Source organism: Kitasatospora sp. NPDC101183 (assembly GCF_044767945.1).
Classification (GTDB): domain Bacteria; phylum Actinomycetota; class Actinomycetes; order Streptomycetales; family Streptomycetaceae; genus Kitasatospora.
This window is the reverse complement of the sequence record NZ_JBIWOW010000054.1, coordinates 1-23,056: the sequence shown is the minus strand read 5'-3', so window position 1 is coordinate 23,056 and position 23,056 is coordinate 1. Positions and strand designations below refer to the sequence as shown.

At 75.2% G+C, this 23,056-nt stretch carries 13 protein-coding genes; 9 read left to right on the top strand and 4 right to left on the bottom strand.

Translation table 11 applies throughout. The features are described from left to right. Nucleotides 1-237 precede the first annotated feature (237 nt). Complete coding sequence (locus ACIRRS_RS37805; protein WP_402981438.1) at nucleotides 238-1,365, bottom strand: FAD-dependent oxidoreductase; 1,128 nt, start codon at nucleotides 1,363-1,365, stop codon at nucleotides 238-240. Nucleotides 1,366-1,487: 122 nt separating this feature from the next. Between ACIRRS_RS37805 and ACIRRS_RS37800 the strand changes: the two genes are divergently transcribed. Further along, nucleotides 1,488-2,084, top strand: a complete 597-nt coding sequence (locus ACIRRS_RS37800; RefSeq protein ID WP_402981435.1) for a TetR/AcrR family transcriptional regulator — start codon at nucleotides 1,488-1,490, stop codon at nucleotides 2,082-2,084. 19 nt (nucleotides 2,085-2,103) lie between these two features. On the opposite strand, the gene ACIRRS_RS37795 is transcribed toward ACIRRS_RS37800, so the two are convergent. The 3 genes from ACIRRS_RS37795 to ACIRRS_RS37785 all read right to left on the bottom strand — a co-directional run bounded on the left by ACIRRS_RS37795 (nucleotide 2,104) and on the right by ACIRRS_RS37785 (nucleotide 5,359). Further along, a complete protein-coding gene (locus tag ACIRRS_RS37795) occupies nucleotides 2,104-3,483 on the bottom strand; it encodes a (5-formylfuran-3-yl)methyl phosphate synthase (protein ID WP_402981432.1) in 1,380 nt (459 codons plus the stop codon). A gap of 83 nt (nucleotides 3,484-3,566) precedes the next feature. Further along, complete coding sequence (locus tag ACIRRS_RS37790; protein ID WP_402981429.1) at nucleotides 3,567-4,457, bottom strand: glutathione S-transferase C-terminal domain-containing protein; 891 nt, start codon at nucleotides 4,455-4,457, stop codon at nucleotides 3,567-3,569. A gap of 407 nt (nucleotides 4,458-4,864) precedes the next feature. Then, nucleotides 4,865-5,359, bottom strand: coding sequence for a nuclear transport factor 2 family protein (locus ACIRRS_RS37785; protein WP_402981426.1), 495 nt, complete (start codon nucleotides 5,357-5,359; stop codon nucleotides 4,865-4,867). Nucleotides 5,360-5,662: 303 nt separating this feature from the next. Between ACIRRS_RS37785 and ACIRRS_RS37780 the strand changes: the two genes are divergently transcribed. The 8 genes from ACIRRS_RS37780 to ACIRRS_RS37745 form a co-directional block, all read left to right on the top strand. Beyond that, entirely contained in the window at nucleotides 5,663-7,384 is a 1,722-nt protein-coding gene (locus ACIRRS_RS37780; protein WP_402981423.1) for an ABC transporter substrate-binding protein, read from the top strand. Then, nucleotides 7,381-8,346 (top strand): ABC transporter permease, encoded by a 966-nt coding sequence (locus ACIRRS_RS37775; RefSeq protein WP_402981420.1) that lies wholly within the window; start codon nucleotides 7,381-7,383, stop codon nucleotides 8,344-8,346. Before ACIRRS_RS37780 ends, ACIRRS_RS37775 begins: the two co-directional genes overlap by 4 nt. Beyond that, the gene (locus ACIRRS_RS37770; protein ID WP_402981417.1) at nucleotides 8,343-9,215 is read left to right on the top strand and encodes an ABC transporter permease; all 873 of its coding nucleotides are present in this window, start codon (nucleotides 8,343-8,345) and stop codon (nucleotides 9,213-9,215) included. Before ACIRRS_RS37775 ends, ACIRRS_RS37770 begins: the two co-directional genes overlap by 4 nt. Beyond that, nucleotides 9,202-11,034, top strand: a complete 1,833-nt coding sequence (locus ACIRRS_RS37765) for a dipeptide ABC transporter ATP-binding protein (RefSeq protein WP_402981414.1) — start codon at nucleotides 9,202-9,204, stop codon at nucleotides 11,032-11,034. Before ACIRRS_RS37770 ends, ACIRRS_RS37765 begins: the two co-directional genes overlap by 14 nt. Nucleotides 11,035-11,323: 289 nt before the next feature. Continuing rightward, on the top strand, nucleotides 11,324-12,382 hold the full coding sequence (locus ACIRRS_RS37760) for a 3-oxoacyl-ACP synthase III family protein (protein ID WP_402981411.1): 1,059 nt from the start codon (nucleotides 11,324-11,326) through the stop codon (nucleotides 12,380-12,382). Between the two features lie 5 nt (nucleotides 12,383-12,387). Next, nucleotides 12,388-13,212, top strand: a complete 825-nt coding sequence (locus ACIRRS_RS37755; RefSeq protein ID WP_402981408.1) for a 2-oxo acid dehydrogenase subunit E2 — start codon at nucleotides 12,388-12,390, stop codon at nucleotides 13,210-13,212. Continuing rightward, on the top strand, nucleotides 13,209-14,294 hold the full coding sequence (locus tag ACIRRS_RS37750) for an alpha/beta hydrolase (protein WP_402981405.1): 1,086 nt from the start codon (nucleotides 13,209-13,211) through the stop codon (nucleotides 14,292-14,294). Before ACIRRS_RS37755 ends, ACIRRS_RS37750 begins: the two co-directional genes overlap by 4 nt. 82 nt (nucleotides 14,295-14,376) lie before the next feature. Continuing rightward, on the top strand, nucleotides 14,377-23,056 hold an 8,680-nt coding region (locus ACIRRS_RS37745), incomplete at its 3' end, for an SDR family NAD(P)-dependent oxidoreductase (protein ID WP_402981402.1).

Genomic DNA, 23,056 nt, shown 5'->3' with positions numbered 1-23,056 from the left:
ACTGGCCGGGGCCGCTTTTCGCGACGACCACCACGTTAGCGCATTCCGGGATTTTCCCGAAATTCACGCTCACACCGGTTGACGGGAACGCCAACAAAGCCCATCTGCATGGGCTGTCGAGTGTGAGAATGAGTCGCGCCGAGTGGGGTGGCCGCTCCAGCGACTGGTCGACAGTACTCCCACACCGCGCCGGAGACAAACCCGCAGCCCACGCTGTCCCGGCGCCGAGGACTCGGCTCAGGAAACGGTCGAGACGGGGCCGACGGGAACAAGGTGGTCGATTCCCTGCGCACTGCTCGTCGCGGCCTCGACCGAGCGCGGCAGCATGACGGCCTCGTACGCCCGGACGGCGTCGGCGACGCTGCGTTCGGTCACGAGGGCGTGGGCGAGGTCGGAGCCGTCGAGCATCGCCAGGTTGGCGCCCAGGCCCACCGGGGGCATCAGGTGCGCGGCGTCGCCGAGCAGGGTGACGCCGGGAGCGGGGTCCCAGGCGTGCGGGGCGGGCAGGGCGTAGAGAGGGCGGTTGACGAATGCGTGGTCGCCGTCCTCCAGGAAGGAGCGCAGGCTCTCGTGCCAGCCCTCGAACATGTCGAGCAGGTGCGTGCGTACGGCCTCCTGGTCGTGGAGGTCGACACCGTCGGCCAGGTGCCAGTCCTCCGGCGCGCGGAAGGCGAAGTAGGCGCGGATGTGACCGTTGCCGTTGCGCTGGGCGACCAGTGTCCGGCCGGTGCCCTTCGCGAGCAGCGATCCGTTGCCGACCAGGCGCGCGAGCTCGGGGTGCCGGGTGTCGCAGTGGTCGAACCCGGTCTCCACGAAGGTGACGCCGGTGTAGCCGGGGGCGGCGGGCGACAGGGCCGGGCGTACGCGTGACCACGCGCCGTCGGCGCCGACGACCAGGTTGAAGTCCTCGGCGGTGCCGTCGGCGAGGTGCAGCCGGCTGGTGCCGTCGGGCAGCAGGGTGACGCCGGTGACGGCGTGGCCCCAGCGGACCGTGCCCGGGGTGAGCGAGTCGAGGAGGAGGGTGCGCAGCCGGCCCCGGTCGATCTCCGGACGGCCGCCGTCGGCCGAGTGCGACGGCGGCTGCTGCGCGAGGACCTCGGAGGTGGACGGGTCGAGCACCCGCCACTCCTCGCCCTCGGGGCGGGCGAGGGCGAGGAACCGGTCGAGGAGTCCCGCCGACCGCAGGGCGGCCTGGCCGGTTCCGGGGTGGAGGTCGAGCGTGCCCCCTTGCGGGCGGGCGTCGGCGGAGGCCTCGCGTTCGAGGACGGTGACGGAGCGGCCGTGCCGTTGCAGGATCCGCGCGCAGGTCAGGCCGCCGGGGCCGGCGCCGACGATCGCGATTCGGGGGTTCTGGGAGGTGGTCATGGGGGTGCTCCTCAGGAGTGGGTGATGCGCTGGGAGGTCCGGCGCCACCACAAAACCACAATCACTCACTAAGTGCAATGACTCAACTTTTACAGTGGATGCACCTTTGGTACGGTGGGCGGGTGACCGTTGAACCGACCGGGCGCCGCGAGCGCAAGAAGGCCCAGACCCGTCGAGCCCTCGCCGACGCCGCACTCGAGCTCTTCCTCGAACGCGGGTACGACCAGGTCGGCGTCAAGGACGTCGCCGAGGCCGCCGACGTCTCGGTGACGACGCTGTTCAAGCACTTCTCCGGCAAGGAGGCCCTGGTCTTCGACCAGGACGACGACATCGAGGCGGCCCTCGTCGCCGCCGTCCGCGAGCGTCCCCCCGGCCGGTCCGTCCCCCAGGCGCTGCGCGAGCACCTCCTGCTGGCGCAGAGCCGGTTCGCCGTCCACGCGGCGGATCCCCGGTTCCCCGAGTTCACGCGCCTGGTGCGGGACACCCCCGAGCTGAGCGACTACTCCCAGCGCATGTGGACGCGCCACGAGGCCGCGCTGGCGCTGGCCATCGCCGAGGCCTCGGGCGCGCCGGCGGACGATCCCGGCTGCGCCGCGCTGGCCCGCTTCGCCCTCGAGGCCCGCAGTCTCATCCAGCGGAGCGCCGACCCTGTCCGGGCCGCCGACGCCGCGTTCTCCCTTCTCGAACACGGCTGGGCCGCCGCCCACCCGACCGACTGACGGATGACCGACTGACCGATCAGACGAGCGGTGCGAGCGCGCCGTACGGGTCGGCCGTGTACGCCGCCAGGTCGGGGTGGCGCTTGAGCAGGCCCTCCACGGCGTCGAGCGCCCCGGGCTCCTGTGCCATCCGCCGGGGCACCACCAGGTAGCCGCCCTGCTCCGGCGGGATCAGGCCGCCCACCAGGGAGCGGCGGACGGTGCGGTCGTGGCGGGTGGCGCGCCCGGTGGCTCCGTCGGGGGCGCGGACCAGGGCGCTGACGCCGCCGCGGGCCGAGAGCTGGTCGACCTCGGGGACGAGGCGCCAGATCTGCTGGGCCTGGTGGCTCTGCACGGAGCCGGCCAGGTTCGCCTCCAGGTCGTGGGCGTGGCAGAGGTCGACGAAGTAGCGGACGTCCTCCAGGGAGAGGATGCCGGCCCGGGCGAGGCCGTGCCGGTCGGTGTCGTACCGGTCGAGGTCGGCAAGTTCGGCGGGGGTGCCGGCGGTGGAGATCAGGCCGATGCGGGCGACCTTCAGCAGGATGCTGGTGTCGATCATGATGGCGTCGGCCCCGGCGGCCGCACTGGCCTCGACCATCGCGCGGATCGCCTCGCGGTCGGTGCGGCGCGCGGCCGTCAGGCCGTAGCGGTGGTGCGGGAAGGGTTCGTTGACGGCGACGGCGGCGTGCCGCGCGGAGGGCGGGAGGGCGCCGGAGGCCGTCAGCTCCGCCGCCGTCGGCCGACGGTCGCCGAAGAGCGGCTCGCCGTCGTCGCCGAGGAGCGCGCCGGCGTACTCGGCGAGGTCGAAGGCGCCGGGCGCGGACGGGTCGCAGGGGTAGTACTCCCGCAGGCCCACCAGGGCCCGCCGCACCTGCGGGAGCGTCTTGCGGGCGTCCCACAGGTCGAGGTCCTGGGCGAACAGGACGGACATCACCCGGGTGTGGGAGAGCTGCTCGGTGCGGCGCAGCGTGGCCGTGATCTCGCCCAGGACGTCGGACAGCTCGCCGGTGCGCATGCCGTCGAGGCCGACCTTGACGATCCCGCAGGGGTGGACGCGGGTGCCCATGGCGAGGGCCACGCCGAGGGCGGCCTGCGCGGCCTTGCCGACCTGCTCGTAGGCGGGCTTGGGCAGGGCGAGGCCGTTCTCGGCGCGCCGGTACAGCAGTTGGTCCTCGCCGATGTTGGTGCTCAGCTGCACGGGGAGGGGTCGGTGGGCGGAGAGGACGGCATCGGCGACGTCCATGATCCGGCGGGGCCGGATGGTGCCGAGCGCGCTGCGCGGGTCCTCGCTGTCGATGATCCGGGCGCCTCCGAGGACGGCCTCCCGGGCCTCCTGCGGGCCGAAGACGCTGACCAGCAACCGCCGGTCGGCTCCGGCGGCACCCGTCCCAGGACGTGCGAGATTTCCGATGATCGACACCGGTCCCCCTCCGAGAGTTGTCCGAACACTCGGGCCAGTGTCGATCGCGGAAGCGGCGGCCTTCGCGCGAAGGCCGCCCGTCCTCACTCGAAGGAGTGAACCGCCTTGACGGCTCTGCTCCCCGGCGCGCAGGGCTGCGGGTGGGCGTGCGCCGCCCAGTCCACGACCTGCATGGCGGCCCCGGCGGCCTCCTCGCCCAGGCAGCGGGAGTGGTGGCGCAAGGCGATCCCGTCCAGGTCGAGGTGGCGGCCGAAGTCGGGGTGTCCGGCGAGGCGGCGGGCGTAGTCCCACACCCGGGTGTGCTCGGCGATGCGGTGGACGGCGGCGGCGTCGAGGTGCCAGCGGTGGACGGTGTCCAGCTGGACGAGGGTGACCCAGAGCAGGACGTCGGCGAGGGTCGGCTCCTCCCCCAACAGGTGCTCCCGCTCCCCGAGGCGCCGTTCGATCAGGGCCAGGCCGTCGAGCAGGACGCCGAGGGCGCCCGCGCGCTCGGCGGCCTCGATGTCGGCGCGGCCCGCGCGCTGGGCGGGGGCCGTGATCGTCCGCTCGCACAGCTGGGCGACGGCCTCCGTGGCGGCCTCGGCGCCGCGCGGGTACAGGTCGGGGCCGGCGAAGCGGCGGGCGAGGTCGGTGAGGATGCCGGAGGGGTCGGTGCTGACGATCCGCCCGCTCCACCCGTCGCTGAGCACGGGCGGGCTCGGCGGGCCGTCGTAGCGGTGGTGGCTGGCCTCGTACAGGGGCCGCAGGGCGTGGTAGCCGCCGTCGCAGGCGTCGGGCAGGGCGGGCAGCAGCGTCACGGGGAGGGTGTCGCCGAGGCCGAGCAGGCTGTGGGTGACGGCGATGGCCAGGCCGTCGGGACAGGAGGGGGTGAGGTGGAGCCGGTAGCGGTGGGGCACGGGGTGGTACCCGCTGCGGGCGTCGCGGCCGATGCGACTGCGGAAGAGGGGGGCGACGGAGGGGGACGAGGAGGGCATGGGTGTTCTCCCAGGCGTCGGAGGTACGCGGACGCGCGTACGACTGATCTGGCGGGGTGGGGTGGAGGGCGGTGCAGGCTCAGCGACGGCTGGACGGGGAGGAGGACACACTCTCCGCCGGCGCCATGCTGCTGCACACCCGCTGCAGATCGATGTGGCGACGGTGCGTGAGCACGGGGAGCAGCCGGACGGCGTCGGCCGCGCCGTCGGTCACCGGCTCCGCTCGCCTCACGGCTCTCCCGCCCACATCGGAGGATCTGCCCTCGGAGTCTGTTCCGGCCCGGGCGGCCCGTCAAGGCCTGGGACAGGACCGGAGGACGGCGTCCCGCATGCCGGGACGGCGGCGTGCGTGAGGGGCGGGGGCCGGTTGTCCTGCGCGTCCGGCGGCCCCCGCCCCTCACGTCCCGTCAGGCCTGCTGGGTCTCCCCGGCCTCGGCCTCCGCCTCCTGTCCGGCGGCCGGGAGCAGCTCGGCCTCCTCGCCGACGGTGAGGACCTCGCGGGCGGTGAGCAGCCAGCGGCCGTCCTCGGTGCGCGCGAAGCTGTCGTGGTAGCGGCCGACGACGTAGACCTGGTAGCCGCCGTCCGGGCCGAGGCCGAGGAAGGTGTAGTGGGTGATGCCGGTGGCGGTGCCGGCGGCGGGGTCGACGTCGATGCCGGGCTCGCTGAGGAAGTGGGAGCCGCGCCAGTCGGACCAGAAGGCCTCGCGCTGGGCGTCGGCGATGGCGCGTATCTCGGCCCGGCCGCGCGCCACGGTGCCGTGCGCGGTGAAGACGGCGTCCTCGACGTAGCCCTGGATCCACTCGTCGAGCTGGTCGGTGTCGCGCAGGTGGGCCTGGCGGGAGAGCAGTCGGCGGATCGCGGTGACGTCCTCGGCAACAGCGGCGGTGCTCGTCTCGGGCATGGGTCCGGACTCCCTCTCGGTTCACGGTGGTTGACGGCCCGTCCGATCGTCCGGGCCCGGGGGCGCCATGCTGTCAGGGAGGGGCCGGCGCCGGCATCCGAGGAATTACCTACGCGATTACGTACGGCCCCCGACGTGCGCGATTTAGCGGCGATTTGGCCCGCCGGGCCAGACTCCCGTTGACATCGACCCCGCGGCCTGCCTCCGCCGTCCCCACCGTCCGGCGCCGGGGCAGCCACGCTCCCCCACCGTCGCCGCGGTCCGGTCGCCGCCCTGTTTCTTCCCCTCGCGCTGGAGTCCCCCGTGCCCATCACCGTGCCGCAGTCGGCTTCCGACGACATCCGCCTCCCGGGGGCGGGCCGTGCCCGGCCCCGCCGCCGGGCCCGCGCCCTGGGGGCGGTGGCGCTGGCCGCCGCCGTCCTGGTGGCCACGGCCGCCTGCGGCTCCTCGGGCTCGGGCTCCGGCGGCCAGGCGGGCGCGGCGGAGGGCAGCGCGCCGGTGGACGGCGGCACGCTGCGCTTCGCGGCGGAGGTGGAGCCGGACTGCCTGGACCCGGCGGTCAGCCCGGCGGACGTGACGGGCGTGGTGGACCGCAACGTCTTCGACTCGCTGGTGCGCCTGGACGACGCCGGGACGTTCCACCCGTGGCTGGCGAAGTCCTGGCAGGTGTCGCCGGACGGTCTGACGTACACCTTCCACCTGCGCACCGACGTGCTGTTCCACGACGGGACGAAGCTGGACGCGGCGGCCGTCAAGGCGAGCCTGGAGCACGCCGTGGCGCCGGCCACCAAGTCCCTGTACGCGGGCGGCCTGCTGGAGGGGTTCGCGGGGGCGGACGCGCCGGACCCGGCCACGGCGGTGATCCGGCTGAGCAAGCCGAGGGCGGCGCTGCTCCAGGCGCTCAGCACGCCGTACCTGGGCATCCAGTCCCCCAAGTCGCTGGCCGACAACGCCGCGGACCTGTGCCGCAAGCCGGTCGGCTCGGGCCCGTTCTCCTTCGAGTCCTGGGAGAAGAGCACCAGCGTCACCCTCAAGCGCAACCCGGCCTACGCCTGGGGCCCGGAGGGCGCGGCGCACACCGGGGCGGCGCACCTGGACAAGCTGGTGTTCCAGATCGTGCCCGAGGACTCGGTGCGCCAGGGGCAGCTGCGCAGCGGCCAGATCGAGATCGCGGGGAACGCGGCCCCGGCGAGGATCGCCGACCTGAAGACGGCCAAGGGCTTCCAGGTGCTGCAGCAGGCGGCGCCCGGCCAGGTGTACGCGCTGTTCCTCAACCCGGTGAGCGGGGTGCTCTCCGACGAGCGGGTGCGCAGCGCGTTCGCCCGGTCGATCCAGATCGACGCGCTGGTCAAGTCCGTGTACCACGACACCCGCCACCGGGCGCAGGGGCCGCTGGGCCCGGGCACCGTCTACTACAACAAGGCCGTCGAGGGCGTGATCGGCTACGACCCGGCGGCCGCGGGGAAGTTGCTGGACGACGCCGGGTGGACGGGCCGCGACGCGGACGGTTACCGGACCAAGGACGGCAAGCGGCTGACCCTGGTCTGGCCGACCTCCGCCTACCTGTCGCGGGACAGCCGCGACCTGCTGGCCCAAGGCGTCCAGGCGGACGCCAAGAAGGTCGGCATCGAGCTGCAGTACGTGAACCAGGACCCGGGCACCTTCGCCAAGACGGCGATGGGCGGCGGGGCGAACGTCCTCGGGTTCAGCTTCGTCCGCCCGGAGGCCGACATCCTGCGGCACTACTTCGGGTCGGCGTCCACGGCGGAGAAGGGCGGCTCGAACCTGTTCCGGATCTCCGACCCGCAGCTGGACGGCTGGCTGGACCAGGGCGCGACGAGCAGCGATCCGGCGGTGCGCGGCCAGGCGTACGGGCAGGCGCAGAAGTACGTGGTCGACCATGTGCTGGAGGTCCCGCTGTACGTGCCGGTGACGGCGCTCGGCGCGAGTTCGCGGGTGCGGGGCGTCGACTTCGACGCGATCGCGTTCCCGCTGTTCTACGACGCCTGGCTGGCCGCGCGATGAAGGAACTACCGCCCCGGGCGGGCGTGTTGGCGCTACTGCGGCACTGGGTGGTGCGCCGGCTGGCGCTGGCGGTGGTGGTCGTCCTGGGCGCCGCCAGCGCTGCGTTCGCCGGTCTGTGGCTGGCGCCGGGGGACCCGGTGCAGCTGATCGTGGGCAGCCACGAGGTCACCCCGGAGGTCGCGGCGCGGGTGCGCGCGGACTTCGGGTTGGACGAGCCGCTGGTCGTCCGGTACGGGCGCTTCCTCGGCCGGCTGCTGAGCGGCGACCTCGGGACCTCGTACCAGGTGTCCCGGCCGGTGGCGGACGTGCTCGGCGACCAGGCCGCGGCGACGGTCGAGCTGGCCCTGGCCGGGTTCCTGGTGGCGCTGCTGGGCGCGGTGCTGCTGGCGGTGGCCACGGCCGGGCGGCGGCCCTGGCTGCGGCGGACCTCCTCGGCGGTGGAGCTGGTGCTCGGTTCGACGCCGGCGTTCTGGGCCGGGATCGTGCTGCTGACGCTGTTCTCCTTCCAGTGGCAGCTGTTCCCGGCGGTGGACGGCGGCGGCCTGGACGGTCTTGTGCTGCCGGCCGTGACCCTGGCGCTGCCCATGCTGGGCGTGTTCACGCAGGTGCTGCGGGAGTCGATGGAGCGCTCGCTGGAGGAGCCGTACGCGCTGAGCGCGCGGGCGCGGGGCTCCGGCGAGACGGCGCTGCGGCTGCGGCACTCGCTGCGGCACACGCTGGTGCCGCTGCTGACGCTGTCCGGCTGGACGGTGGGCTCGCTGCTGAGCGGCGCGGTGGTGGTGGAGACGGTGTTCAGCCGTCAGGGCATCGGGCGGATCACGGCCTCGGCGATCTCGACCCGCGACCTGCCGGTGGTGACCGGGGTGGTGGTGGTCTCGGCGCTGGTGTTCACGGTGGTCAACCTGCTGGTCGACGTGGGGTACGCGGTGGCGGACCCCCGGCTGAAGGAGGCAGTGCGGTGAGCGTTCCCGCCCTCGCGTTCTCCCGTCCCGCCCGTGCGGCCCGCGCGGCCCGGCGGCTGCCGCTCGGGCCGTTGCTGGCCTGGGCGGTGCTGGTGCTGCTCGCGGTGGCCGCGCTGGCGCCCTCACTGCTCGCCTCGCAGCCGCCCAACGCCGTCGACCCGGTCAACGCGCTGGCCGCGCCGGGCTCCGAACACCTTCTGGGCACCGACCAGTTGGGGCGGGACGTGTTCAGCCGCCTGGTGCACGGCACCCGGGACTCGCTGGTCGTCGGCCTCGGCGCCACGGGCCTGGCGCTCGGCGCCGGGGCGCTGCTCGGGGTGCTGGCCGCGACCTCGCGGGCCGTGGTCGACGAAGTCCTGATGCGGCTGACGGACATCCTGCTGGCCTTCCCCGGACTGCTGCTCGCCCTGCTGGTGATCGCCCTGCTCGGGCCGGGCACCGGGCACGCCACGCTCGCCATCGGCCTGTCGATGGCGCCCGGGTTCGTCCGGCTCGCGCGGGCCCAGGCGCTGGGGGTGGGCCGGGCCGACTACGTGCACCACGCCGTCGGCTTCGGCCAGCGGCCGTGGAGCGCGCGGCTGCGGCACGTGCTGCCCAACGCGCTGCCCCCGCTGGTCGTCTTCGCCACGCTGAGCATCTCCGGGGCGGTGATCTCCGGCGCCTCGCTGAGCTTCCTGGGGCTCGGTCCGCAGCCGCCCGACCCGGAGTGGGGGTCGATGCTCGCCGAGGGGCGCGGGCAGTTCGAGGACGCCTGGGCGCTGGCGCTCGGCCCCGGCGTCGCCGTGCTGCTGACCGCCGCCGCACTGACCGTGGTGGGGCGGGACCTGCAACGCCGCCTGGAGGGGAGGCAGGGCCATGGCCGTCGCTGAGGAAGCCGAGGAAGCCGAAGAGGCCGCGGGCGCGGCTGCCGTCCGTACGCCCGGGGGTGCGCCTCCGGTGCTGGTCGCCGAGAACCTGCGGGTGGGCTTCGCCCGGGGCGGGGACGTGGTGCGCGGGGTCGGGTTCTCGCTGCGGGCCGGGGAGTGCCTGGCCGTGGTCGGGGAGTCCGGCAGCGGCAAGTCCGTCACCGCCCGGACGCTGCTGGGCCTGACCGGGCCCGGGGCCGTCGTCCGCGCGGACCGGCTGGAGCTGGACGGCCTGGACCTGACGCGGCTCGACGAGCGCGGCTGGCGCGGCCTGCGCGGGCGCCGGGTCGGCCTGGTGCTCCAGGACGCGCTGGTCTCCCTGGACCCGCTGCGCCGGGTCGGGGCGGAGGTCGCCGAGGTGCTCGCCAACCACCGGCTGGTGCCCGCCGCGCGGCGCCCGGCCCGGGCCGTCGAACTGCTGGCCGAGGCAGGCGTGCCGGACCCCGAGGTGCGCGCCCGCCAGTACCCGCACGAACTGTCGGGCGGGCAGCGCCAGCGGGCGCTGATCGCCTCCGCGGTGGCCGCCGACCCGGCCGTGCTCGTCGCCGACGAGCCGACCACCGCGCTGGACGTCACCGTGCAGGCCCGCATCCTGGACCTGCTCGCGCAGCGGAAGGCGGCCGGCGCGGCGCTGCTGCTGATCAGCCACGACCTGTCGGTGGTGGCGCGGCTCGCGGACCGGATCGCGGTGATGTTCGACGGGGTCTTCGTCGAGGAGGGCCCGGCGGACCAGGTGCTCGGGGCCCCGGCCCATCCGTACACCCGGGAGCTGCTGGCCGCCGTCCCCGGGCGGCATCCGCGGGGGGCGAGGCTCTCGCTCCGGTCACGTGAACTCCCGTCTCTTTCGAAGGAGTCGAGCGGGGACGGCTGCCGGTTCGCGCGGCACTGCCCGCTCGTCGAGGAGGCCTGCCGGGCGAGGCCGCCGGAGCCCGTCGCCCTGGGGCCCGGCCGGACGGCGCGGTGCCGCAGGCTCGACGTGCCGTGGCCCGCGCCGCCGCGTACCGCCGCGGCCCCTTCGGCGGGCGGCGGGGAGGTGGTGCTGGCCGCCGAGGGGCTCGTCAAGTCCTACCGGCGGCCGGACGGTTCGCTCCAGCGGGCCGTGCGCGGCGTCTCGCTGCGGTTGCGGGCGGGCGAGGTGCTCGGGGTGCTGGGCGAGTCCGGCTCGGGCAAGAGCACCGTCGCGCTGATGGCGATCGGGCGGCTGCGCCCGGACGCGGGCGCGGTCTCGCTGCACGGCCGCCCCTGGCCGGGCGCGGCGAAGGGCGCGGACCTGCGGCGGGTGCAGCTCGTCCAGCAGGACACGCTGAGCGCCTTCGACCCCCGGTGGACGGTCGAGCGGCTGGTCGGCGAGGCGCTCGGCGCGCCCGGGCGGCGGGCCGCGCGGCGCCGCCGCGAGGAGGTCGCCGGGCACCTGCGCGCCGTCGGCCTCGGGCCCGAGCTGCTCGGGCGGCGGGCGCGCGAGCTGTCCGGCGGGCAGCGCCAGCGGGTCGCCATCGCGCGGGCGCTGGCGGCGGAGCCGACGGTGCTGGTCTGCGACGAGCCGGTGTCCGCCCTGGACGTCTCGGTGCAGGCCCAGGTGCTCGACCTGCTCGCCGAGGTGCGCGAACGCACCGGCGTGTCCGTGCTGTTCATCTCCCACGACCTCGGGGTGATCCGGCACACCAGTGACCGGGTGCTGGTGATGAAGGACGGCGAGGTGGTGGAGGAGGGCAAGGTCGAGGAGGTCTTCGGACGGCCCCGGCACCCGTACACCCGTCAACTGCTGGCCGCCCTCCCGCAGTAGGGCACGCCCCTCGGCGCCCCATCCGGAGACGGGTGGGGCGTCGTCGTGTTTCCGCCCGATTGCGGCTTACGCAGCGGCTTAGGGCAGATTTAGCGGCCCGACGGAGGCTGAGGAACGCCGGACCGCCCGACCGTGCCCCGGTCGGCGCCCCCGGCACCCCGGCCCACCGGTCGTCGCCGGCGCCACCGCCCTCCGGCATCGTCCCCGTTCACCGGGCCACCGCCGCCCGCGCGGTCCCGCCGCGCCGACCGGACGCCGCCTCCCGTCCCCGCAGCAGAGAGGCCCGGTTGTGGCACACCCCGACCGCCCCGCCCCCGCCGACACCCGAGAGGTCCGCCTCCTGTCCGTCGGCACGGCCCTGCCCGGCGCGCCCGTCGACAACCTCGCCCTGGCCCGCAGGTTCGGGCAGAGCGCGCAGTGGGCCGAGTGGGTGGACCTCTTCGTCGGCACCCGCACCCGCCACCTCGCGCTCGACCTCGACAGCGGCACGCGCACCCACACGCTGGCCGACCTGGCCACCACCGCGGGCCTGCGCGCCCTCGCCGACGCCGGGCTCGGCCCGGGCGACCTGGACGCGCTGGTGCTCGGCACCGCCACCCCCGACCTGCTGATGCCCGGCACCGTCAACACCGTCGCCGACCGGCTCGGCGTCGACCAGGTGCCCACCTTCCAGCTCCAGTCCGGCTGCACCGGCGCCTTCCAGGCCATCGCCCTGGGCCGGCAGCTGCTGCTGGCCGGCGAGCACCGCACCGTCCTGGTCATCGGCGGGGACGTCTGCTCGCGCGCCTTCGACCTCTCCGCCGACGTCTCCGCCCTGCCGCCCGAGCAGCTCGTCAACGCGATGCTGTTCGGCGACGGCGCGGGCGCGGTCGTGCTCTCCGTCGACCCGGTGCCGGGCGCGCCGCTCGTGCGGGACGTGTTCACCCGGCTCGTCGGCCTCGGCCAGGCCCCCGGGCAGACCCTCGCCTGGTTCGGCCCCAACGACCCGGCCGACGGCACCCCCGCCGTCAGCGAGGACTACAAGGCCATCGAGGCGCGGGTGCCCGCCCTGGCCGCCGAGATCTACCACGAGCTGCTGCACCGGCTCGACTGGAAGCCCGACGAGCTCGCCTACCTGCTGCCGCCCCAGCTCTCCGGGCGGATGACCACCCGGATCGGCGAGCTGCTCGACAACCCCGCCGCCACCGCGATCAGCGTCGTCACCACCACCGGCAACAACGGCAACGGCCTGCCCTTCCTCCAGCTGGAGCAGCTGCTGCCGCGACTGGCGCGCGGCGAACGGGCGTTGGCCGTCGCCGTCGAGTCCAGCAAGTGGATCAAGGCCGGCTTCGCCCTCGAAGGAGCGTGACCACGATGACCCCTTCTTCCTCCGCCGGCATCACGCCGCCCGCCCGGCAGCGGCGGCACACCCTGTACTTCCTCGACGAGATCCGCTCCTTCGCGCCCGTCCACCTGGACACCGAGGTCGACATGGGCGCCGTCCTCGCCCACCGGGCCGCCGCCCGCGCCGAGGGCGTCCGGTACTCCCTCGTCTCGTACGTGCTGCTCGCCGCCGGCCGGGTCCTCGCCCGCCACCCGGAGGCCAACGCCGCGATCCGGGGCCGACTGAGACCGCGCGTGGCGCGCTACCCCTCGGTGGACGGCAAGCTCGTCCTGGACCGCCGCCTCGACGGCCGGCGCGTCGTCCTCGCCACCGTCGTCCCCGACCTCGCACACGCCGAACTGGCCACCGTCCAGGCGCAGATCGACCTCCACCGGGGCGAGGACGCCTCCGGGCGGCCCGAGGTCGCGCCGCTGCGCAAGCTGCACCGGCTGCACCCTCTGCTCGGACTGCTCGCCTACCGCGCCACCGTCCGGCCGCTGCGCTCCCGGGCCGCCCGGATCGGCACCTTCGCCGTCAGCTCCCTCGGGCACGCGCCGGTGGACGGCTTCCACTCCGTGGGCGGCACCACCGTCACCCTCGGCGTCGGCCGGGTCCTGGACCGGGTCGTCGCCCGCGACGGGCGGGCAGAGATCGCGCCCGTCCTGCGGCTCAACCTGACCTTCGACCACCGGGTGATCGACGGCGCGGAGGCCGCCGAGGTGCTCGGCGAGATCCGGCAGGCGCTGGAGGAGTACCCGGCGTACGCGGCCCAGGCCCCGACGGCGGCCCCGACGGCGGCGGTGAGCGGGCGGTGAACGACGTCGCCGAGCTCAAGCAGTACGTCGAGGTCCACGCCCGGGCCCAGCGCATCCCCGACGAGGAGCGCCGGCTCGTCCTCGACCGCGTCCACCACGACGGGGACGGCGAGGGCTCCTGGACGGCCGAGTGGTCCCGGGCCGGGCAGGAGGCCGAACGGGCCGGCCGCCTCCAGGACGCCGTCCGGCACTACACCACCGCCCGCTTCCCGTACGTCGACGGCCCCGCCCGCCGGGAGGCCGCCGACCGGGCCGCCGCCGCCTTCGAGCGCTGGCGCGCCGCCGAGGCGCCCGTCATCGAGCCGCTGACCGTCGACACCGGCGCGGGAACCCTCCGCGCCTGGACGACCGGGCTGTCCGCCCGCGACCCCAAGCCGCTGCTGCTGTTCTCCGGCGGCATCGTCAGCACCAAGGAGCAGTGGGCTCCCGTCCTGCTCCAGCTCCCCCGCCTCGGCATGGCCGGGATCGTCCTCGAACTGCCCGGTATCGGCGACAACGCCCTGCGCTACGACGCCGACAGCCACCGCCTCTTCCCCGCCCTGCTCGACGCCGTCGGCGAGCGCGCCCGCACCGCCGACACCCACGCCATCGCGTTCAGCTTCAGCGGCCACCTCGCGCTGCGCGCCGCCCGCGAGGACCAGCGGCTGCGCGGCGTCGTCACCGCCGGGGCGCCGCTCCGGCACTTCTTCACCGACGCCGACTGGCAGGGGCGCCTCCCCCGGATCACCGTCGACACCCTCGCCCACCTCGCCGGGGTCGAACCCGCCGCGCTGGGCCCGCACATCCGCGACTGGGCGCTCGGCGAGGCCGACCTCGCCGCGCTCGACATCCCGCTCGCGTACCTGGTCAGCGGCCGCGACGAGGTGATCCCGCCTCAGGAGGCCGCGCTGCTGCGCTCCTCCGTGCGGCGGCTGTCGCTGCTGACCAACGACGACGTGCACGGCTCGCCGAGGCACGCCGCCGAGACGCCGCTGTGGGCGGTGCTCTCGATCCTGCGGATGCGCGGCGTCCGCGACCCCCGGCGCGCGCTGTTCGCCGTGCTGTGGCGGCTGGCCCGGCTGCGCGCCCGCCGGTCCGCCTGACCCCGCACCACCCCGCACGTCCACTGCCGGCCGAGCGTCACCGCGCGGGCCGCCGCCCCGATCGAAGGATGGAAGCCACCCCATGGCCAACGAGGAGAAGCTCCGCGACTACCTCAAGCGGGTCACCGCCGACCTGCAGCGGGCGAACCAGCGGGTGGCCAGCCTGGAGGCCGACCGCCGCGACCCGATCGCCGTCGTCGGGATCGGCTGCCGCTACCCCGGCGGGGTCGCCTCCCCCGAGGACCTGTGGCGGCTCGTCGCGGACGGCGTGGACGCCATCGGACCGTTCCCGACCGACCGGGGCTGGGACCTGGAGAACCTCTACCACCCCGACCCGGACCACCCCGGCACCGCGTACGCGCGCGAGGGCGGATTCCTGTACGGCGCGGGCGAGTTCGACCCGGAGTTCTTCGGCATCGGCCCCCGCGAGGCCCTCGCCACCGACCCGCAGCAGCGGCTGCTGCTGGAGACGGCCTGGGAGGCGCTGGAGCGCGCCGGCATCGACCCGACCACGCTGCGCGGCAGCCGGACGGCCGTCTTCGCGGGCGTCATGTACTCCGACTACGGCGCCCGGCTCAACCCGGCGCCCGAGGGCTTCGAGGGCTGGATCGGCAACGGCAGCGCGGGCAGCATCGCCACCGGGCGCGTCTCGTACACGCTGGGGCTGGAGGGCCCGGCGGTGACGGTGGACACCGCCTGCTCCTCCTCGCTGGTCGCTATCCACTACGCCGCCCGGTCGCTGCGCTCGGGCGAGTCGACGCTGGCGCTGGCGGGCGGCGTCACCGTGATGGCCACCCCGGGCACGTTCGTCGAGTTCAGCCGCCAGCGGGGCCTGGCCGCCGACGGGCGGTGCAAACCGTTCGCGGCCGCCGCCGACGGGACCGGCTGGGCGGAGGGCGCGGGGCTGCTCGTCCTGGAGCGGCTCTCGGACGCCCGGCGCAACGGGCACCCGGTCCTCGCCGTGCTGCGCGGCTCCGCCGTCAACCAGGACGGCACCAGCAGCCAGCTCACCGCGCCCAACGGGCCCTCGCAGCAGCGCGTCATCCGGGCGGCGCTGGCCGACGCGGAGCTGACGGCCGACCAGGTCGACGTGGTGGAGGCGCACGGGACGGGGACGGCGCTCGGGGACCCGATCGAGGCGCAGGCGATCCTCGCCACGTACGGGCAGGGGCGGGAGGAGCCGCTCTACCTGGGGGCCGTGAAGTCCAACATCGGGCACACGCAGGCGGCGGCCGGGGTCGCGGGGATCATCAAGGTCATCGAGTCGTTCCGGCACGGCATCCTGCCCCGGACGCTGCACCTGGACGAGCCTTCGCCGCACGTGGACTGGGCGGCCGGGCGGGTGGAGCTGCTCGCCTCGGGGCGGGAGTGGCCGGCGAGCGGGCGCCCTCGTCGGGGGGCCGTGTCCTCCTTCGGGATCAGCGGGACGAACGCGCACCTGATCCTGGAGGAGCCGGAGGTCGTCGCTGCTCCGTCGGCCGACGATTCCGCCGGGCCGTACGTCTGGCAGCTCTCCGCACGGACTCCGGACGCCCTGCGGGAGCAGGCCGCGCGCCTGGCCGCGGTGGACGCCGAACCCGCTGATGTGGCCCATGCGTTGGCGACCACGCGGACGGCCTTCGAGCACCGCGCGGCCGTCGTCCTCGGCGATCGCGACGCGCTGCGCGCGCTGGCGGACGGTCTGCCCCACCCCGCCCTCGTGACCGGGACCGCCTCGGCGGGCGGTGCGCGGCCGGTGTTCCTGTACTCGGGGCAGGGCAGCCAACGGGCGGGTGCCGGTCGGGAGTTGTACTCGGCCTTCCCGGCCTACGCCCGCGCGATCGACGAGCTCACCGACGCGTTCCGGCCCCACCTCTACCATCCTCTTCGCGACATCCTGGCCGGTCCCGAGCTACTGGACCGGACCCGTTACGCCCAGCCCGCCGTCTTCGCGCTCGGGACTGCGCTCACCCGGCTCCTCGCCTCGTACGGAATCCACCCTGCCGGCGTTGTCGGCCACTCCATCGGTGCCCTCACCGCCGCGCACACGGCCGGCATCCTCAGCCTCGACGACGCCGCCGCACTCGTCGCCGCACGCGGGCGCCTCATGCAGGAAGCACCGTCCAGCGGCGTCATGACCGCCGTCCAGGCCACCGCCGAGGAGGCCCTCCAGGCCATCGCGGGGCTGGAGGACCTCGTCTCCCTGGCGGCCGTCAACTCCCCCACCTCCGTGGTCCTTTCGGGCGACCGACAGGCGGTCGGCGAGATCGCGGAGCGCTTCCGCGCCCAGGGCCGACGCACCAGGCCACTCGCCGTCAGCCACGCCTTCCACTCACCCCACCTGGACGGCATCCTCTCCGAATTCCGCTCCACAGCAGAGCAGTTCGCGTACCGGGACGCCACCCTGCCCTTCGTCTCGGACCTCACCGGCACGGTCGTGGACACCACCGACGCCGACTACTGGACGGACCACATCCGGGGCACCGTCCGCTACCACGACGCCCTCCAGGCCGCCGCCCAGCTCGGCACCACCACCTACCTCGAACTCGGCGCCACGCCGACGCTCACCCCGCCCACCCGGGAGACGCTCGACGACGCCACCGTCCTCCCGCTCCTCCGCCCCGACACCGACGAGACCCGCCACCTCCTCACCACCCTCGCCACCGCCTGGACCACCGGCACCCCCCACCCCCAGCCCGCCCGCAGCACCCACACGGCCCTGCCCACCTACCCCTTCCAACGCCAACACCTCTGGCTCGACGCCCCCGCCCCACGCACGGGCCGGCCCGCCGAGCACCCGCTGGCCGACCTGGTCGTCGAACTCGCCGACGACGGCGGCGCGGTGCTCACCGGCCGCCTCTCCGTCCGCACCCACCCCTGGCTGGCCGACCACGCCGTCCACGGCACCGTGCTGCTCCCCGGCACCGCGCTGCTGGACCTCGCGCTGCACACCGCCGGGCGCCTGGACGCCGCCCGGATCGGGGAGTTGACGCTGCTCGCCCCGGCCGCGATCCCGGAGGGCGAGGCCCTGGAGATCCAGGTCACCGTCGCCGGGCCGGACGCCCACGGGCGCCGCGAACTCGCCGTCCACAGCCGCACGGTGGCAACCCCGGACTGGGTCCGCAACGCCACCGGCTGGGCTGTTCCCGCCGGTTCGCGCATCGACAGGACGGACGGCACCTGGCTGCCCGCCGGAGCCGAGCCGATCCCCGTCGAGGGCCTCTACGAGCGGCTGGCCGCGCAGGGCCGCGACTACGGCCCCGCCTTCCGGGGCCTGCGGGCCGCCTGGCGCTCGGGCGAGCGGCTGTTCGCCGAAGTCCGGCTCCCCGAGGGGCCGTTCGGTGACCCGGACCGGTTCGCCGTCCACCCCGCCCTGCTGGACGCCGCCCTGCACGCGCTGCTCGCCGTGGACGACACGGACGGCGCCCTGCTGCTGCCGTTCGCCTGGGCGGGGGTGCAGGTGCACGCGGGCGCGGCGACGGTGCTGCGCGTCCAACTGAGCCCCACCGAGGGCGGGTTCGCCGTCCACGCCGCCGACGCGGCCGACGAGCCGGTGCTCACCGCCGAGCACCTCGCGCTGCGCCCGCTCGCCCCCGAGGCGCTCACCGCCGGCGCCGGGCCGCTGTACACCACCGCCTGGTCCCCGGTAACCGTCCCGGCCGAGGAGCCGGACGACGCCGCGTGGGCCGTCCTCGACCCGCACGGCGCCCTCCCCACCCTCGACGCGCTGCGCGCCGCCCACCCGGAGGGGCCGCTGCCGGACACCGTCCTACGGGCGATCACCGACGACGGCGTCACCGGCCCGCCGAAGCTCACCCGCTCCGCCGTGGCCCACTACCTGGCGCTCGTCCAGGAGTGGCTGGCCGAGCCGCGTACGGCGGACGCCCGACTGCTGGTGCAGACCGCCGGGGGCGCCGGGACCACCGCCGAGGAGCCGCCCGCCGACCTCGCCGCGGCCGCTCTGCGCGGCCTGCTCCGCAGCGTGCGGAGCGAGCACCCCGGCCGCGTCCTGCTGCTCGACACGCCCGCCGCCGCCCGGGGCACCGAGCCGCCGCTCGCCGCCGCACCCCTGCTCCGGGCGGCCTTCGCGCTCGGCACCGAGGAGCCGGAACTCGCGCTGCGCGACGGCGCGTTGCTCGCGCCTCGGCTCGTCCGCACCGCGCCGTCCGCTTCTCCGGCCGGGGCCTTCGACGCCGACGGCACCGTCCTGCTGACCGGGGCCACCGGCGCCCTGGGCGGGCACATCGCCCGGCACCTGGTCCAGCGGTACGGCGTCCGGCGACTGGTCCTGGTCAGCCGTCGCGGGCCCGAGGCGCCGGGCGCCGCCCGCCTCCTGCGGGAACTCACCGCGCTCGACGCCGAGGCCGTACTCGTCGCCGCCGACCTCGGCGACCGCGAGGAGGTGGCCGCCCTGCTCGCCGACCACCCGGTGACCGCCGTGGTGCACGCCGCCGGGGTCCTCGACGACGCCACCCTCGCCTCCCTCACCCCCGAACGGCTGCACGCCGCGCTGCGCCCGAAGGCCGAGGCGGCCTGGCACCTGCACGAACTCACCGGCGACCTCACCGCGTTCGTGCTCTTCTCCTCCGCCGCCGGAACGCTCGGCGGCGCCGGCCAGGCCGCCTACGCCGCCGCCAACTCCTTCCTCGACGCGCTCGCCGCCCAGCGCCGCGCCGCCGGCCTGCCCGCGCTCTCGCTGGCCTGGGGGCTGTGGGCGGGCGAGGAGGGCATGGGCGCCGGGCTGACCGCCGCCGACCGCGCCCGGCTGCGCCGCGCGGGCGTCGCGCCGCTGCCCGTCCCGCAGGCGCTCGCCCTGTTCGACGCGGCCCTGGCGGGCGGACCGGCGGCCGTCCTCCCGGCCCGCCTCGACCTGGCCGGTGCCACGGCCGACACCGTTCCGCCGCTGCTGCGCGGCCTCGTCCCGGCCGCGCGGCGGGTGGCCGCGAGCGGCGGTGCGGGCGGTGGCCGCCTTGCCGGGAATGCCCTGGCCGCCGAACTCACCGCTGAACTCTCCGCCGCCGACCCGGCGGAGCGGCTCGGCCGGCTGGTCCGGCTGGTGCAGGAGCACGCCGCCCAGGCGCTCGCCCACCCGAGCGCCGACGCCGTCCCCACCGACCGCGCCTTCACCGACCTCGGCGTCGACTCCCTGACCGCCGTCGACCTGCGCAACCGGCTCGCCGACGCGCTCGGCGTCCGGCTCTCCGCGACCGCCGTCTTCGACCACCCGACGGTCACCCTGCTGGCCGGCCACCTGCTCGCCGAGCTGCTCGGCACCGCCGAGACGGTCGCCCCCGTCCGCGTCGGCGACGCCTCCGACGAGCCCATCGCCGTCGTCGGGATCGGCTGCCGCTACCCCGGCGGGGTCACCTCCCCCGAGGACCTGTGGCGCCTGGTCGCGGACGGCGTGGACGCCATCGGGCCGTTCCCCACCGACCGGGGCTGGGACCTGGAGAACCTCTACCACCCCGACCCCGAGCACACCGGGACCTCCTACACCCGCGCGGGCGGATTCCTCGACCACGCCGCCGACTTCGACCCGGAGTTCTTCGGCATCAGCACCCGCGAGGCCCTGGCCACCGACCCGCAGCAGCGGCTGCTGCTGGAGACGGCCTGGGAGGCGGTCGAGCGGGCGGGCATCGACCCGACCACACTGCGCGGCTCGCGCACCGGGGTGTTCGCGGGCGTCATGTACGACGACTACGGCTCCCGGCTGCACGGCTCCGCCCCGGCGGGGTTCGAGGGCCACCTCGGGCAGGGCAGCGCGGGCAGCGTCGCCAGCGGGCGGGTCTCGTACGTCCTCGGGCTGGAGGGCCCGGCGGTGACGGTGGACACCGCCTGCTCCTCCTCGTTGGTCGCCGTCCACTTGGCCGCCCAGTCGCTGCGCTCGGGCGAGTCGACGCTCGCGCTCGCCGGTGGCGTCACGGTGATGGCCACGCCCGCCACCTTCGTCGAGTTCAGCCGCCAGCGCGGGCTGGCCGCCGACGGGCGGTGCAAGCCGTTCGCCGCCGCCGCCGACGGCACCGCGTGGGGTGAGGGCGCCGGCCTGCTGGTGCTGGAGCGGCTGTCGGACGCGCGGCGCAACGGGCACCCGGTCCTAGCCGTGCTGCGCGGCTCGGCCGTCAACCAGGACGGCGCCAGCAACGGGCTGACCGCGCCCAACGGGCCCTCGCAGCAGCGGGTCATCCGGGAGGCGCTGGCCAACGCCGGGCTGGGCACGGCCGACGTCGACGTGGTGGAGGCGCACGGCACCGGCACCACGCTGGGGGACCCGATCGAGGCCCAGGCCCTGCTGGCCACGTACGGGCAGGGGCGCGAGACGCCGCTCTACCTGGGGTCGGTGAAGTCCAACCTCGGGCACACGCAGGCGGCTGCGGGTGTCGCGAGCATCATCAAGATCATCGAGGCCTTCCGGCACGGCGCGCTCCCGCGCACCCTGCACGTCGACGCGCCGTCGCCGCACGTGGACTGGGCGGCGGGGCGGGTGGAGTTGCTCGCCTCGGGGCGGGAGTGGCCGTCGAGCGGGCGTCCGCGTCGGGGGGCCGTGTCCTCCTTCGGGATCAGCGGGACGAATGCGCACCTGATCCTGGAGGAGCCGGAGCCGGTTCCCCTGACGGAGGAGGACGAGGCAGCCGGGCCGTACGTGTGGCAGCTCTCCGCACGGACTCCGGGCGCGCTGCGGGAGCAGGCCGCGCGCCTGGCCGCCGTGGAAGCCGAACCCGCCGACGTGGCCTACGCGTTGGCCAGTACGCGGACAGCCTTCGAGCACCGCGCGGCCGTCGTCCTCGGCGATCGCGAGGAGGCCCGCTCTGCCCTGAGCGCGCTGGCGGAGGGACTCGGGCACCCGAATCTCGTCACCGGGACCGCCTCAGTGGGCGGCGCCCGTCCGGTGTTCCTCTACTCGGGGCAGGGAAGCCAACGCGCCGGGGCTGGGCGGGAGTTGTACGAGGCCTTCCCGGTCTACGCCCAGGCGATCGACGAGCTCACGGACGCGTTCCGCCCTCACCTCGACCGCCCGCTGTGCGATCTCCTGCACAGCGACGCGGAGTTGCTCGACCAGACCCGCTACGCCCAGCCCGCCGTCTTCGCGCTCGGGACCGCCCTCACCCGGCTCCTCGCCTCGTACGGCATCCACCCTGCCGGCGTTGTCGGCCACTCCATCGGCGCCCTCACCGCCGCCCACACGGCCGGCGTCCTCGGCCTCGACGACGCCGCCGCACTCGTCGCCGCACGAGGCCGCCTCATGCACCAGGCCCCGGACACGGGCGTGATGACCGCCATCGAGGCCACCGCCGAGGAGGCCCTCCAGGCCATCGCGGGGCTGGAGGACCTCGTCTCCCTGGCGGCCGTCAACTCCCCCACCTCCGTGGTCCTTTCGGGCGACCGACAGACGGTCGGCGAGATCGCGGAGCGCTTCCGCGCCCAGGGCCGACGCACCAAGCCGCTCACCGTCAGCCACGCCTTCCACTCCCCCGACATGGACGGCATCCTCGACGAATTCCGCTCCACCGCACAGCAGTTCACGTTCCACGAGCCGACGGTCCCGTTCATCTCGGACGCCACCGGCAAGCCGGCCGGGGACGAGGTGACCACCGCCGAGTACTGGACGGACCACATCCGGGGCACCGTCCGCTACCACGACGCCCTCCAGGCCGCCGCCCAGCTCGGCACCACCACCTACCTCGAACTCGGCGCCACGCCGACGCTCACCCCGCCCACCCGGGAGACGCTCGACGACGCCACCGTCCTCCCGCTCCTGCGCCCCGACACCGACGAGACCCGCCACCTCCTCACCACCCTCGCCACAGCCTGGACCACCGGGGCGCCGCACACCCGGCCCGCCCGTAGCGGCCACACGTCCCTCCCGACATACCCGTTCCAGAACCAACACCTCTGGCTGGACGCCGAGTTGCCGGCCGGTACGCCGTCGGCGTTGGGGCTCGCGCCGACCGACCACCTGTTCCTCAGGACCGCCACCACCCACCCCGACGGCACCACCACCTACACCGGCACCCTCAGCCTCACCACCCACCCCTGGCTCGCCGACCACACCATCCTCAACACCCCACTCCTGCCCGCCACCGCCCTCCTCGACCTCACCCTCCACGCCGCCCACGACCTCAACCACCCCCACATCGAAGAACTCACCCTCCACACCCCCACACCCCTCACCACCGCTGCGACCCACCTCCACCTCACCGCCGGCCCCGCCACCGACGGCACCCGCACCCTCACCATCCACACCCGACCCCACACCACCAACCCCCACACCCCCTGGACCCACACCGCCACCGCCACCCTCACCAACACGCCTTCGGAGGCCGTACCCGCGCCCGCGAGCTGGCCCCCCGCCAACGCCACCCCCATCCCCCTCACCACCCACTACGACCACCTCGCCACCCACGGCTACACCTACGGCCCCACCTTCCAAGGCCTCACCCACGCCTGGCGCCACGGCGAGCAGCTCTACGCCACCACCACCCTCCCCACACCCCACACACCCACCCACACCACCCTCCACCCCGCCCTCCTCGACGCCACCCTCCAAACCCTCCTCACCACCGCCACCAGCCACGACACCCTCCACCTCCCCACCACCTTCACCCACACCACCCTCCACACCACCGCAGCCACCACCCTCCACACCACCCTCACCCCCCACCCCACACAACCCAACACCCACACCCTCACCGCCACCGACCCCACCGGCACCCCCGTCCTCACCACCACCCTCACCACCACACCCACCACCCCCACCCACCTCACCCACACCCTCACCACCCTCA